This is a genomic window from Pseudomonas sp. AK-TSAG1-1, assembly GCF_056821665.1.
Genome location: NZ_CM165965.1, coordinates 5,342,816 through 5,356,729, shown reverse-complemented (window position 1 = coordinate 5,356,729; position 13,914 = coordinate 5,342,816). Strand labels below are relative to the sequence as shown.

Genomic DNA, 13,914 nt, shown 5'->3' with positions numbered 1-13,914 from the left:
GCTTGCTCGCGAAGGCGGTGTGTCAGTCAACATTGATGTTGAATGACAGGTTGCTTTCGCGAGCAAGCCCGCTCCCACAGAAGGCAGATCAGTGCGTGCGGGCGACCGCAAACTCGCTCAGTTCCACCAGTGCATCGCGGTATTCGCTGGCCGGCAGCGCGTCGAGGCACTTGATCGCACGGGCCACGTAATCGCGGGCCAGTTGTGCGGTGTACTCCAGCGAACCCGAGGCTTCCACGGCGATGCGGATGCTTTCGAGGTCTTCGATCCCGCCTTTCTGGATCGCCTGGCGCACCAGGGCAGCCTGTTCAGGGGTGCCTTCGCGCATGGTGTAGATCAGCGGCAGGGTCGGCTTGCCTTCGGCCAGGTCGTCACCGACGTTCTTGCCCAGGGTTTCGGCGTCGCCCTTGTAGTCGAGCAGGTCGTCGACCAGTTGGAACGCGACGCCCAGGTGGTCACCGAAAGTACGCAGGGCTTCGCTCTGCTCGGCGGTGGCACCGGCCAGCGCCGCAGCGCTGTGGGTCGAGGCTTCGAAGAGCATCGCGGTCTTGCCGCGGATGACCTCCATGTAGGTTTCTTCGGTGGTGCTGGCGTCGCGCACCTTGGACAGTTGCAACACTTCGCCTTCGGCGATGATGCGCGTGGCCTGGGACAGGATCTTCATCACCGGCATCGAACCCAGTTCGACCATCATTTCGAACGAGCGCGAGTACAGGAAGTCGCCGACCAGTACGCTTGGGGCATTGCCCCACATGGCGTTGGCGGTCGAACGGCCGCGGCGCATGCCGGACATGTCGACCACGTCGTCATGCAGCAGGGTCGCGGTGTGCAGGAACTCGATGGTGGCGGCCAGCAGACGCAGGTCGTCGCCTTCGCGGCCCAGCGCCTTGCCACACAGCAGCACCAATAAAGGACGCAGGCGTTTGCCACCGGCCGAGGTGATGTAATCGCCGATTTTCGATACCAGCGGCACTCGGGAAGTCAGCTGCTTCTTGATGATGCCGTCGACGGCGCTAAAATCGTCCGCCACCGCGCGGTAGAAAGCTTGGGGTTGCATCAGCGACAGTTGCTCCAGAAGGGTTGCGCGGCATGCTAGGACCCCCACCCGGGCCTGTCAAGGCGCGATGGACGGCCACTTGCATGGCTGCGGCAGCTTGCGTACAATCGCGCACCCTGAACTTCCTGGGCAGCACCTGCCTTACGCAATTGCACTTGGGCCGTTCCAGCCCCATGCAGCCATGCCAGCCAATACCTCTTCTTATAAAGAGCTGGGTGAGCAGGATTATCGGAGAAATACCATGTACGCAGTAATCGTTACCGGCGGTAAGCAATACAAGGTCGCTGAAGGTGAATACCTGAAGATCGAAAAACTGGAAGTCGCTACTGGCGAATCCGTGACTTTTGACCGCGTTCTGCTGGTCGCCAATGGCGACGACGTGAACATCGGCGCACCTGTTGTTGCTGGCGCAACCGTCAAGGCTGAAGTGATCTCCCAAGGTCGTCACGATAAAGTCCGCATCATCAAGTTCCGTCGCCGTAAGCACCACATGAAGCGTATGGGCCACCGCCAGTGGTTCACCGAGATCAAAATCACCGGTATTCAGGCTTAATTACAGCCTAATTCCTCACTAGGAGAATTGAACTCATGGCACACAAAAAAGCTGGTGGTAGTACCCGTAACGGTCGCGACTCAGAAGCCAAACGCCTTGGCGTGAAGATGTATGGCGGCCAGGTCATCAAGGCCGGCAACATCATCGTGCGTCAGCGCGGCACCCAATTCCACGCTGGCTACGGCGTTGGCATGGGTAAAGATCACACCCTCTTCGCGAAAATCGAAGGCGTGATCAAGTTTGAAGTAAAAGGCGCCTTCGGTCGTCGTTACGTGAGCGTTGTCGCGGCTTAATCGCGAGATCGCTGGAAGAGCCCTGTCTTGCGACGGGGCTTTTTCGTTTGTGGGGTGAGTCTCTTGCAAAACTGTTTGTATGGGCTGTCGGCGTGCGATGCAGGTCGTGTTTGGGGTCGCTGCGCTCATTTTTGCAAGAGTCTTATGTCTTGATTGTTTTTCGGCTCGTCCGTATGGCGAGAGGCGTTGGTTATGAAGTTTGTTGATGAAGTATCGATTCGCGTAAAGGCTGGTGACGGCGGCAATGGCGCCATGAGTTTCCGTCGGGAAAAATTCATCGAAAACGGTGGTCCGAACGGCGGTGATGGCGGTGACGGCGGTTCCATCTACATGATGGCTGACGAAAACCTCAACACCCTGGTCGACTACCGTTACACCCGGCACTTCGATGCTGAGCGTGGCTCCAACGGTGGCAGCACCGACTGCACCGGCAAGAAGGGTGAAGATCTGATCCTGCGTGTACCGGTCGGTACCACGGTGATCGACTCTGCCACTCAGGAAGTGATCGGCGACCTGACCAAGGCCGGCCAGAAACTGATGGTGGTGCAGGGCGGTTGGCACGGTCTGGGCAACACCCGCTTCAAATCCAGTACCAACCGTGCGCCGCGTCAGACCACGCCGGGCAAGCCGGGTGAGCAGCGCGACCTGAAACTGGAAATGAAAGTGCTGGCTGACGTCGGTCTGTTGGGTTTGCCGAACGCCGGTAAAAGTACCTTTATTCGTTCGGTGTCGGCGGCCAAGCCGAAAGTTGCCGACTACCCGTTCACCACGCTGGTGCCGAACCTGGGTGTGGTCAGCGTCGATCGCTGGAAAAGCTTCGTCATCGCCGACATTCCGGGTCTGATCGAAGGCGCTTCTGATGGTGCCGGCCTGGGTATTCGCTTCCTCAAGCACTTGGCGCGTACGCGTCTGCTGCTGCACCTTGTCGACATGGCGCCGCTGGATGACAGCAGTGCGCCAGACGCTGCAGAAGTGATCGTCAACGAGCTGATCAAGTTCAGCCCGTCCCTGGCTGAGCGTGATCGCTGGCTGGTGCTGAACAAGTGCGACCAGATCCTTGAAGAAGAGCACGATGCTCGTGTCAAGGAGATCGTTGATCGCCTGGAGTGGACTGGCCCGGTCTACGTGATTTCGGCGATCGCCAAGATCGGTACCGAGCGTCTGTGTCACGACATCATGCGTTACATGGAAGACCGTGCTGATCGTCTGGCGGCAGATCCTGCCTACAAAGAAGAGCTGGCCGATCTCGATCAACGCATCGAAGACGAAGCCCGTGCGCAGTTGCAGGCGCTGGATGATAAGCGTGCGCTGCGTCGCAGTGGCGTGAAGTCGGTCCATGACATCGGCGACGATGACTGGGACGAAGAGGATGTGGATGATGAAGACGGTCCGGAAATCATTTACGTGCGCGACTGATTCGTTGCAGTAAACTTAAGCGCCGCTCAATCGAGCGGCGTTTTGGTATCTGGAAATCGATCGTTGGTCACCAATAGCCACGATTAACGTCACGGGCAGCGCTGGGTCGCGCTGTCCTCAAGCTAAGGTTGAAGATGATGCGGAGCAAAGTGACAGGTGCGCAGCGTTGGGTCGTGAAGATCGGCAGCGCTTTGCTGACGGCGGACGGCAAGGGGCTGGATCGCAAGGCAATGGGTGTCTGGGTCGAGCAGATGGTGGCCCTGCATGAGGCGGGCGTTGAGCTGGTGCTGGTGTCTTCCGGTGCAGTGGCTGCCGGCATGAGCCGTCTGGGCTGGACCGCACGACCCAGTGCGATGCACGAGCTCCAGGCCGCTGCTGCAATCGGCCAGATGGGGCTGGTGCAGGCCTGGGAATCGAGCTTTGCCGAGCATGGCCGGCACACTGCGCAGATTCTCCTGACCCACGACGACCTGTCCGATCGCAAGCGCTACCTGAATGCTCGCAGTACGCTGCGCGCCCTGGTTGAGCTGAAAGTCATCCCGGTGATCAACGAAAACGATACCGTGGTCACTGATGAAATTCGTTTCGGTGACAACGACACGCTGGCGGCGCTGGTGGCTAACCTGGTCGAGGCGGATCTGTTGGTGATTCTCACGGATCGCGACGGCATGTTCGATGCCGATCCGCGCAATAACCCCGACGCGCAGCTGATTTATGAGGCGCGTGCCGATGATCCGGCTCTGGATGCGGTGGCGGGCGGTACCGGTGGTGCGCTGGGGCGTGGCGGCATGCAGACCAAGTTGCGTGCGGCGCGTCTGGCGGCGCGTTCCGGGGCGCATACGATCATCGTCGGTGGTCGCCTGGAGCGAGTGCTCGATCGCCTGAAGGCTGGCGAGCGCATCGGCACTCTGCTGTCGCCTGAGCGCGGCATGCTGGCGGCGCGCAAGCAATGGCTGGCTGGTCATCTGCAAACCCGCGGCACGCTGGTGCTCGATGAGGGGGCGGTGTCGGCGTTATCGCAGGGCAACAAGAGTCTGCTGCCGGTCGGCGTGAAGCTGGTGCAAGGCAGTTTCCGCCGTGGCGAAATGGTGGTCTGTGTGGCGCCGGATGGTCGTGAGATCGCCCGTGGCCTGGCCAACTACAGCGCCTTGGAAGCGCAAAAGATCATCGGTCAGTCGTCGGATGTGATTGTCGGCGTGCTGGGCTACATGGCTGAACCGGAGCTGGTTCATCGTGACAACCTGATTCTGGTCTAGGGAAAAAAAGCGATGCGCATGGCAAAAGGATTGTTGGGTCTGCTGATGGCGTTGCCATTGCTGGCCTCGGCCGAGGAAATCGGTCAGGTGTCAACGGTGTTCAAGTTTGTCGGTCCGAATGACCGGATCGTGGTCGAGGCCTTTGATGATCCAAAGGTTGATGGCGTGACGTGCTATCTGTCGCGCGCCAAGACGGGCGGGGTGAAAGGTGGTCTGGGGTTGGCGGAAGATCGTGCCGAGGCTTCCATTGCTTGTCGTCAGGTTGGTCCGATCAAGTTCAAGGGCGAACTGAAAGACGGTGACGAGGTGTTCAAGGAGCGCACGTCGCTGGTGTTCAAGACCATGCAGGTGGTGCGTTTCCTCGACAAGAAGCGCAATACGCTGGTGTACCTGGTCTATAGCGATCGCGTGATCGAGGGTAGTCCGCAGAACGCGGTGACCGCAATCCCGATTCTGCCGTGGGTGCCGGTCCAGCAATAACACCGCAAAAACCAACTGTAGGAGTGAGCCTGCTCGCGATAGCGGTGTGTCAGTCAGCAAATATTTGTCTGTCTAACCGCTATCGCGAGCAGGCTCACTCCTACATTTTTTTGCGCTGGATTTGTTAAATCACAGGCAATAAAAAACCGACCCTAAGGTCGGTTTTTTAATGACTACGTCGATTAAGCAGCTTCTTTCAGTGCCTTGACGTGGCCATTCAGACGGCTCTTATGACGAGCAGCCTTGTTCTTGTGGATGATGCCTTTATCGGCCATACGGTCGATAACTGGCACAGCCAGAACGTATGCAGCTTGAGCTTTTTCAGCGTCTTTTGCGTCGATGGCTTTAACTACATTCTTGATGTAGGTACGAACCATGGAACGCAGGCTGGCGTTGTGGCTGCGACGCTTCTCAGCCTGTTTTGCACGTTTTTTGGCGGAAGGTGAGTTGGCCACCGTCGAGCTCCTCGAAAGACTTTTTAGGAAATAGCAAACAAAATAGGCCGCGAATCATGCCGATGAAGAGAAGTCTTGTCAAGGGCGCTTGAAACGTTCCGCTAAGTGGTAGGTGTAAAGAGGCGGGATATTTATTTCCGGCGCTTGACCTGTAAACTCGCGAGCTTTGGCTCTGTGCTGTTGCGGCGCAGAGTATCGCACAAGTAGGCGCATTGTTCGCCTGCTGTTTATCGACAGGCACACATTCCCTCAATGAATCTGCTCAAATCGTTGGCCGCCGTCAGCTCTATCACGATGCTTTCCCGGATTCTCGGGTTCGTCCGTGACACGCTCATTGCCCGTACATTCGGCGCCGGAATGGCGACGGACGCCTTCTTTATTGCCTTCAAGCTGCCTAACCTGCTGCGGCGAATCTTCGCCGAAGGGGCGTTCTCGCAGGCATTTGTGCCAATTCTGGCGGAATACAAAAATCAGCAGGGCGAAGAGGCCACTCGTACCTTTATCGCCTACGTTTCCGGTCTGCTGACCCTGGTGCTGGCGCTGGTCACGGCGCTGGGCATGATCGCCGCGCCGTGGGTGATCTGGGCCACGGCCCCCGGTTTTACCGATACGCCGGAAAAATTCCAGCTCACCTCCGATCTGTTGCGGGTGACGTTCCCTTATATATTGCTGATCTCCCTGTCCTCGCTGGCCGGGGCGATTCTCAACACCTGGAACCGCTTTTCGGTGCCGGCCTTTGTGCCGACCCTGCTCAACGTCAGCATGATTGTGTTTTCACTGTTCCTGACGCCGTATTTCGATCCGCCGGTCATGGCTCTGGGCTGGGCGGTACTGGTCGGCGGTCTGGCGCAGTTGCTCTATCAACTGCCGCACCTGAAAAAGATCGGCATGCTGGTGCTGCCACGCCTGAACCTGCGCGATACCGGCGTCTGGCGGGTGATGAAGCAGATGCTGCCGGCGATCATCGGCGTCTCGGTCAGCCAGATTTCGTTGATCATCAACACCATCTTCGCCTCGTTCCTGGTGGCCGGTTCGGTGTCGTGGATGTATTACGCCGACCGTTTGATGGAGCTGCCGTCCGGCGTACTCGGCGTGGCGCTGGGCACGATCCTGCTGCCGACATTGGCAAAGACTTACGCCAGCAAGGATCGCCACGAGTACTCGCGGATCCTCGACTGGGGCCTGCGCCTGTGCTTCGTGCTGGTGCTGCCGTGTGCGCTGGCACTGGGGATTCTCGCCGAACCGCTGACTGTGTCGCTGTTCCAGTACGGCCAGTTCAGCGCCTTTGATGCTTCCATGACCCAGCGTGCACTGATTGCCTATTCTGTCGGTCTGCTGGGGATTATCGTGATCAAGGTCCTGGCGCCGGGCTTTTATGCGCAACAGAACATCCGCACACCGGTAAAAATCGCAATTTTCACCCTGATCGTCACCCAGCTGTTCAACCTGGTGTTGATCGGCCCGCTGGCCCACGCCGGTCTGGCGCTGGCGATCAGTGCTGGCGCCTGCCTCAATGCGGGGTTGCTGTTCTATCAACTGCGCAAGCAACAGATGTATCAGCCGCAACCGGGCTGGTACATGTTCGGATTCAAGTTGGTCGTAGCCGTGGCGGTGATGTCGGCGGTACTGTTGCTCGGCATGCATTTCATGCCGGCCTGGGATCAGGGGCACATGCTTGAGCGCTTCCTGCGTCTGGGTGCGCTGGTGGTTGCCGGCGTCGTGGCTTACTTCGGTATGTTGCTGCTGCTCGGTTTCCGCCTGCGGGACTTCAATCGCAAGGCCTTGAGCTGAGGTTTCACCCTTTATAAACGGGCATGGGCCGGCAGTTTTGTCGGCTCGATCACTTTGCGTTACGGTGTTGCCTGTCGTCGACCGCCGGGTGTGGTTATAATCGACCACTTTATGAGCAAGAAGCGCGTTATGCAGCTGGTTCGAGGCCTCCACAACTTGCGCCCCCAGCATCGGGGCTGCGTCGCCACTATTGGCAACTTTGACGGTGTTCACCGTGGTCACCAGGCTATCCTGGCCCGGCTGCGTGAGCGTGCGCTCGAGTTGGGCGTACCCAGCTGCGTGGTGATTTTCGAGCCGCAGCCACGGGAATTCTTTGCCCCCGAGACTGCGCCGGCACGTCTGGCCCGGTTGCGCGACAAGCTGCAGCTGCTGGCCGCCGAAGGCGTGGACCGGGTCCTGTGCCTGGCGTTCAACCAGCGCTTGAGCAAGCTCAGCGCCAGCGAGTTCGTCGATACCATCCTGGTGGACGGTCTCGGCGTTCAGCATCTGGAAGTCGGCGACGACTTCCGTTTTGGCTGCGACCGCCTCGGTGATTTCGATTTCCTGCTGCAGGCCGGACAAGTCCATGGTTTCACCGTGGAAGCCGCGCAAACCGTCGAGCTGGACGGCATTCGCGTCAGCAGCACCCAGGTGCGCAACGCGTTGGCCGCTGCTGACTTTGCCTTGGCCGAACGCCTGCTTGGCCGCCCTTACCGGATCGCCGGTCGCGTGCTGCATGGCCAGAAACTGGCCCGGCAACTGGGTACGCCCACTGCCAACATTCAACTCAAGCGTCGTCGCGTGCCGTTCACCGGGGTGTATCTGGTGGATGTCGACATCGACGGCAAGACCTGGCCCGGCGTCGCCAATATCGGCGTACGGCCTACGGTACAAGGTGATGGCAAAGCCCACCTTGAGGTCCATCTTTTAGATTTTGCCGGCGATCTGTATGACCGGCGTTTGACGGTGGTTTTCCACCAAAAGCTGCGTGAAGAGCAGCGCTTCGCCTCTCTGGAGGCACTGAAAACGGCGATCAACGCGGATGTCGCCGCCGCCCGTGCACTAGCCGCACCTAGCGCCTATCGCTAATGAAGAGCCTTAAATGACCGACTATAAAGCCACGCTAAACCTTCCGGACACCGCCTTCCCAATGAAGGCCGGCCTGCCACAGCGCGAACCGCAGATCCTGCAGCGCTGGGACAGTATTGGCCTGTACGGAAAGTTGCGCGAGATTGGCAAGGATCGTCCGAAGTTCGTCCTGCACGACGGCCCTCCGTACGCCAACGGCACGATCCACATCGGTCACGCACTGAACAAGATTCTCAAGGACATGATCATCCGCTCGAAGACCCTGTCGGGCTTCGACGCGCCGTACGTTCCGGGTTGGGACTGCCACGGCCTGCCGATCGAGCACAAAGTTGAAGTGACCCACGGCAAGAACCTGGGCGCGGACAAGACCCGCGAGCTGTGCCGTGCCTACGCTACCGAGCAGATCGAAGGGCAGAAGTCCGAATTCATCCGTCTGGGTGTGCTGGGCGACTGGGCCAACCCGTACAAGACCATGGACTTCAAGAACGAAGCCGGTGAAATCCGCGCCTTGGCTGAAATCGTCAAGGGCGGTTTCGTGTTCAAGGGCCTCAAGCCTGTGAACTGGTGCTTCGACTGCGGTTCGGCCCTGGCCGAAGCAGAAGTCGAGTACGAGAACAAGAAGTCCTCGACCATCGACGTTGCCTTTCCGATCGCTGACGAGGCCAAACTGGCTGCCGCGTTCGGTCTGCCGTCGCTGGACAAGCCTGCCTCGATCGTGATCTGGACCACCACCCCGTGGACCATCCCGGCCAACCAGGCGCTGAACGTACACCCGGAATTCAACTACGCGCTGGTCGACATCGGTGACAAGCTGCTGGTGCTGGCTGAAGAGCTGGTTGAAGCCTGCCTGGCGCGCTATGGCGTTGAAGGCTCGGTCATCGCGACCACGACCGGTAAAGAACTGGAACTGATCAACTTCCGTCACCCGTTCTACGACCGCCTGTCGCCGGTGTACCTGGCTGACTACGTCGAACTGGGCGCCGGCACCGGTGTGGTTCACTCTGCCCCGGCCTACGGCGTGGACGACTTCGTGACCTGCAAGAAGTACGGCATGGTCAACGACGATATCCTCAATCCGGTGCAGAGCAACGGCGTGTACGTGCCGTCGCTGGAATTCTTCGGCGGCCAGTTCATCTGGAAGGCCAACCCAGCCATCGTCGACAAGCTGACCGAAGTCGGTGCGTTGATGCACACCACCGTCATCGAACACAGCTACATGCACTGCTGGCGTCACAAGACCCCGCTGATCTACCGCGCCACCGCGCAGTGGTTCATCGGCATGGACAAAGAGCCAACCAGCGGCGACACCCTGCGTGTGCGCTCGCTCAAAGCCATCGAAGACACCAAGTTCGTTCCGGCCTGGGGCCAGGCGCGCCTGCACTCGATGATCGCCAACCGTCCGGACTGGTGCATCTCGCGTCAGCGCAACTGGGGCGTGCCAATCCCGTTCTTCCTCAACAAGGAAAGCGGCGAGCTGCACCCACGCACCGTCGAACTGATGGAAGAAGTTGCCAAGCGCGTTGAAGTCGAAGGCATCGAAGCCTGGTTCAAGATGGACGCTGCCGAGCTGCTCGGCGACGAAGCGCCGCTGTACGACAAGATCAGCGACACCCTCGACGTCTGGTTCGACTCGGGCACCACGCACTGGCACGTGCTGCGCGGTTCGCACCCGATGGGTCACGAGACCGGTCCACGCGCCGACCTGTACCTGGAAGGTTCCGACCAACACCGCGGCTGGTTCCATTCGTCGCTGCTGACCGGTTGCGCCATCGACAACCACGCGCCATACCGCGAACTGCTGACCCACGGTTTCACCGTCGACGAAGCGGGCCGCAAGATGTCCAAATCGCTGGGCAACGTGATCGCACCGCAGAAAGTCAACGACACCCTGGGCGCCGACATCATGCGTCTGTGGGTCGCTTCGACTGACTACTCCGGTGAAATGGCCGTTTCCGACCAGATCCTGCAACGCAGTGCGGACGCTTATCGTCGTATCCGCAACACCGCACGCTTCCTGCTCTCGAACCTGAGCGGTTTCAACCCGGCCACCGACATCCTGCCGGCTGAAGAAATGCTCGCACTGGATCGCTGGGCGGTAGACCGCACCTTGCTGCTGCAACGTGAGCTGCAAGAGCACTACGGCGAATACCGTTTCTGGAACGTCTACTCCAAGATCCACAACTTCTGCGTGCAGGAGCTGGGTGGTTTCTACCTCGACATCATCAAGGACCGTCAGTACACCACTGGCGCCAACAGCAAGGCTCGCCGTTCGGCCCAAACCGCGCTGTTCCACATCTCCGAAGCGCTGGTGCGCTGGATCGCGCCGATCCTCGCCTTCACCGCCGATGAGCTGTGGGAGTACCTGCCAGGCGAGCGTAACGAATCGGTCATGCTCAACACCTGGTACGAAGGTTTGACTGAACTGCCGGCCGACGTTGAACTGGGCCGCGACTACTGGGAGCGCGTGATGGCGGTCAAGGTAGCGGTCAACAAAGAGATGGAAATCCAGCGTGCGGCCAAAGCCGTCGGTGGCAACCTGCAAGCCGAAGTGACGCTGTACGCCGAAGACGCGCTGAGCGCCGATCTGGCCAAGCTGAGCAACGAGCTGCGCTTTGTTCTGATCACGTCGACCGCCAGTGTTGCGCCTTTTGTCAGCGCGCCTGAAGACGCGGTGGCCACTGAAGTCAGCGGCCTGAAGCTGAAGATCGTCAAGTCGGCCTTCCCGAAGTGCGCCCGTTGCTGGCACTGCCGCGAAGACGTCGGCGTGAACCCGGAGCATCCGGAAATCTGCGGTCGTTGCGTCGACAACATCAGCGGCGCTGGCGAGGTTCGTCACTATGCCTAATGCCGTTGGCCGTTTCGGACGGTTGAGCTGGCTGTGGTTGAGCTTGCTGGTTCTGGTCATCGACCAGGCCAGCAAGTTCTACTTCGAAAACAAGCTCGAAATGTTCCAGCAGATCGTGATCATTCCTGATTACTTCAGCTGGACCCTGGCTTACAACACCGGCGCTGCCTTCAGCTTCCTGGCTGACAGCTCCGGCTGGCAGCGCTGGCTGTTCGCCCTGATTGCGATCGTGGTCAGTGCGGTGCTGGTGGTCTGGCTCAAGCGCCTGGGGCGCAACGATACCTGGCTGGCCGTCGCCTTGGCGCTGGTGCTGGGCGGTGCGCTGGGCAATCTGTACGACCGCATTGCCCTGGGCCATGTGATCGACTTCATTCTGGTGCACTGGCAGAACCGCTGGTACTTCCCGGCGTTCAACTTCGCCGACAGCGCCATCAGCGTAGGCGCAGTGATGCTGGCACTGGACATGTTCAAAAGTAAAAAAACCGGAGAAGCCGTTCATGACTGAACAGGTATTGGCTGAGCAACGCATCGGCCAGAACACGGAAGTCACCTTGCACTTTGCATTGCGCCTGGAGAACGGCGACACGGTCGACAGCACCTTCGACAAGGCCCCGGCGACCTTCAAGGTCGGCGACGGTAATCTGCTGCCGGGCTTCGAAGCCGCGCTGTTCGGCTTCAAGGCCGGCGACAAGCGCACGCTGACCGTCGAGCCGGAAAACGCTTTCGGCCAGCCGAACCCGCAGAACGTGCAGATCATTCCGCGTTCGCAGTTCGTCGACATGGAGCTGTCGCCGGGTTTGCTGGTGATCTTCAACGATGCGGCCAATACTGAGCTGCCGGGTGTGGTGAAAGAGTTCGACGACACGCAAGTGACCATCGACTTCAACCACCCGCTGGCCGGCAAGACGCTGACCTTTGACGTCGAGATCATCAACGTCAAAGCGCTGTAACTGACCATACGTGGTCAAAAATGTGGGAGCGGGCTTGCTCGCGAATGCTGACTGACATTCAACATCGATGTTGTCTGACTTATCGCTTTCGCGAGCAAGCCCGCTCCCACAGTCGTTATTCACTGTTTTTTCGCGCGCAAGACACGAGGCACAGCATGCAAATCAAACTCGCCAACCCCCGTGGCTTCTGCGCCGGCGTGGACCGGGCGATCGAAATCGTCAACCGTGCCCTGGAAGTCTTCGGGCCGCCGATCTACGTGCGTCATGAAGTGGTGCACAACAAGTTTGTTGTCGAAGACCTGCGCAGTCGCGGGGCGATCTTTGTCGAAGAACTGGATCAGGTGCCGGACGACGTCATCGTCATCTTCAGTGCGCATGGCGTATCCCAGGCCGTGCGTACCGAGGCTGCAGGCCGTGGCCTGAAAGTCTTCGACGCCACTTGCCCACTGGTCACCAAAGTGCACATCGAAGTCGCGAAATACAGCCGCGACGGCCGCGAATGCATCCTGATCGGCCACGCCGGTCACCCGGAAGTCGAAGGCACCATGGGCCAGTACGACGCCAGCAATGGCGGCGCGATCTACCTCGTCGAAGACGAGAAAGACGTCGCCGAGTTGCAGGTACACAACCCGGAGAAACTGGCGTTTGTTACCCAGACGACCCTGTCGATGGACGACACCAGCCGAGTCATCGATGCCCTGCGCTCGCGCTTCCCGGCCATCGGAGGTCCGCGCAAGGACGACATCTGCTATGCCACGCAAAACCGTCAGGACGCGGTCAAGCAACTGGCCGACGAATGCGATGTAGTGTTGGTGGTGGGCAGCCCGAACAGCTCCAACTCCAATCGCTTGCGAGAGCTGGCCGAGCGCATGGCGACGCCTGCCTACCTGATCGACGGTGCCGAAGACCTGCAGAAGAGCTGGTTCGATGGTGTCGAGCGTATAGGGATCACCGCCGGTGCTTCCGCGCCGGAAGTGCTGGTGCGCGGCGTGATCCAGCAATTGCAGGCGTGGGGCGCGACCGGTGCCGATGAACTGGCCGGACGCGAAGAGAACATCACGTTCTCGATGCCGAAAGAACTGCGCGTTCGCTCGATTTGACGCTTTTCGCTTTCTCGCACAGCGCCTGTCCGGTTTTTTCCCGGGTCAGGCGCACCCGACCGGTCGCCGCCAGCACCACCTGGAGTTGGCTGACCGGCTCGTGTGCCGAGCAGAGATGTAACGTTCCTGCCTGAAATGCCCGCCCGGGCATCAGCGGTTGCCCCAGACCGCTGAACCGCACGTAACGACTCACCGCCCAATTGCCGACAATCGGTATTCGCGCATCACTTGCCTGTTCCTGTAGCAGGGGATTGTCGCGGTCCTGCGGCCCTTTGCCGCTGATGTCCAGAATGATTCGCCAGCCCTGACTCCAGTCGCCGTCGATGCCGTGGATCACCACGTTCTGATTGCGTGTGATGGCTTGCGTGCGGGCATTGCGAATGCCGTCGAGCAACGACTGGGCCGCCTGGTCACGATGAGTCGATTCGGTGAAGGCGGCAAACGCCGGACTGACCAGTGCCAGAACAATCGCGCCAATCGCCAGTCCCATAAGCAATTCAATCAGACTGAAACCCTGTTGCGGCATGAGCACTTCCTCCCTGAAGCATGAGGCCAGACGCAATCCTTGCGCCGGGCAGGGCAAATCAACCGGCGCAGGCCGGTTGAATGTTCTAGTTTGTAGAGGCAGGTATAGCCGACGGCAACGGAGG

At 59.6% G+C, this 13,914-nt stretch carries 14 protein-coding genes; 11 read left to right on the top strand and 3 right to left on the bottom strand.

What is annotated here, in order from left to right; translation table 11 throughout:
• Positions 1-88: 88 nt before the first annotated feature.
• Positions 89-1,057 carry a polyprenyl synthetase family protein gene (locus AC1UK9_RS24220; protein ID WP_007963807.1) on the bottom strand — a complete coding sequence of 323 codons (969 nt, stop codon included), beginning with the start codon at positions 1,055-1,057 and terminating at the stop codon, positions 89-91.
• 241 nt (positions 1,058-1,298) lie between these two features.
• Between AC1UK9_RS24220 and rplU the strand changes: the two genes are divergently transcribed.
• The 5 genes from rplU (at position 1,299) to AC1UK9_RS24195 (ending at position 5,055) form a co-directional block, all read left to right on the top strand.
• The gene (gene rplU, locus AC1UK9_RS24215) at positions 1,299-1,610 is read left to right on the top strand and encodes a 50S ribosomal protein L21 (protein WP_003228361.1); all 312 of its coding nucleotides are present in this window, start codon (positions 1,299-1,301) and stop codon (positions 1,608-1,610) included.
• Between the two features lie 35 nt (positions 1,611-1,645).
• Positions 1,646-1,903 carry a 50S ribosomal protein L27 gene (rpmA, locus tag AC1UK9_RS24210; protein ID WP_003228360.1) on the top strand — a complete coding sequence of 86 codons (258 nt, stop codon included), beginning with the start codon at positions 1,646-1,648 and terminating at the stop codon, positions 1,901-1,903.
• 192 nt (positions 1,904-2,095) lie between these two features.
• Positions 2,096-3,319 carry an Obg family GTPase CgtA gene (cgtA, locus tag AC1UK9_RS24205; RefSeq protein WP_016773122.1) on the top strand — a complete coding sequence of 408 codons (1,224 nt, stop codon included), beginning with the start codon at positions 2,096-2,098 and terminating at the stop codon, positions 3,317-3,319.
• Positions 3,320-3,456: 137 nt separating this feature from the next.
• Complete coding sequence (gene proB, locus AC1UK9_RS24200) at positions 3,457-4,575, top strand: glutamate 5-kinase (RefSeq protein WP_482580524.1); 1,119 nt, start codon at positions 3,457-3,459, stop codon at positions 4,573-4,575.
• A 12-nt stretch (positions 4,576-4,587) separates the two neighbouring features.
• The gene (locus tag AC1UK9_RS24195) at positions 4,588-5,055 is read left to right on the top strand and encodes a CreA family protein (RefSeq protein ID WP_025108784.1); all 468 of its coding nucleotides are present in this window, start codon (positions 4,588-4,590) and stop codon (positions 5,053-5,055) included.
• 182 nt (positions 5,056-5,237) lie between these two features.
• Here AC1UK9_RS24195 and rpsT read toward each other — a convergent pair whose 3' ends face one another.
• A complete protein-coding gene (gene rpsT, locus AC1UK9_RS24190; protein WP_003228351.1) occupies positions 5,238-5,510 on the bottom strand; it encodes a 30S ribosomal protein S20 in 273 nt (90 codons plus the stop codon).
• 252 nt (positions 5,511-5,762) lie between these two features.
• On the opposite strand from rpsT, the gene murJ reads away from it, so the two are divergent.
• From murJ to ispH, 6 genes are all read left to right on the top strand, one after another.
• Positions 5,763-7,301 (top strand): murein biosynthesis integral membrane protein MurJ, encoded by a 1,539-nt coding sequence (murJ, locus tag AC1UK9_RS24185; RefSeq protein WP_025108785.1) that lies wholly within the window; start codon positions 5,763-5,765, stop codon positions 7,299-7,301.
• Positions 7,302-7,430: 129 nt separating this feature from the next.
• Positions 7,431-8,369: a bifunctional riboflavin kinase/FAD synthetase gene (ribF, locus tag AC1UK9_RS24180; protein ID WP_164747910.1), complete on the top strand. Its 939-nt coding sequence runs from the start codon at positions 7,431-7,433 to the stop codon at positions 8,367-8,369.
• A gap of 13 nt (positions 8,370-8,382) precedes the next feature.
• Entirely contained in the window at positions 8,383-11,214 is a 2,832-nt protein-coding gene (gene ileS, locus AC1UK9_RS24175; RefSeq protein WP_482578641.1) for an isoleucine--tRNA ligase, read from the top strand.
• Positions 11,207-11,719, top strand: a complete 513-nt coding sequence (gene lspA, locus AC1UK9_RS24170; protein ID WP_025108787.1) for a signal peptidase II — start codon at positions 11,207-11,209, stop codon at positions 11,717-11,719. The genes ileS and lspA overlap by 8 nt, the downstream gene beginning before the upstream one ends.
• 7 nt (positions 11,720-11,726) lie before the next feature.
• On the top strand, positions 11,727-12,164 hold the full coding sequence (fkpB, locus tag AC1UK9_RS24165; protein WP_174245140.1) for an FKBP-type peptidyl-prolyl cis-trans isomerase: 438 nt from the start codon (positions 11,727-11,729) through the stop codon (positions 12,162-12,164).
• A 155-nt stretch (positions 12,165-12,319) separates the two neighbouring features.
• Entirely contained in the window at positions 12,320-13,264 is a 945-nt protein-coding gene (ispH, locus tag AC1UK9_RS24160; protein WP_025108788.1) for a 4-hydroxy-3-methylbut-2-enyl diphosphate reductase, read from the top strand.
• On the opposite strand, the gene AC1UK9_RS24155 is transcribed toward ispH, so the two are convergent.
• Positions 13,221-13,790, bottom strand: a complete 570-nt coding sequence (locus AC1UK9_RS24155) for a GspH/FimT family pseudopilin (RefSeq protein ID WP_473013629.1) — start codon at positions 13,788-13,790, stop codon at positions 13,221-13,223. The two genes, ispH and AC1UK9_RS24155, sit on opposite strands and share 44 nt — an antisense overlap.
• Positions 13,791-13,914: the final 124 nt, after the last annotated feature.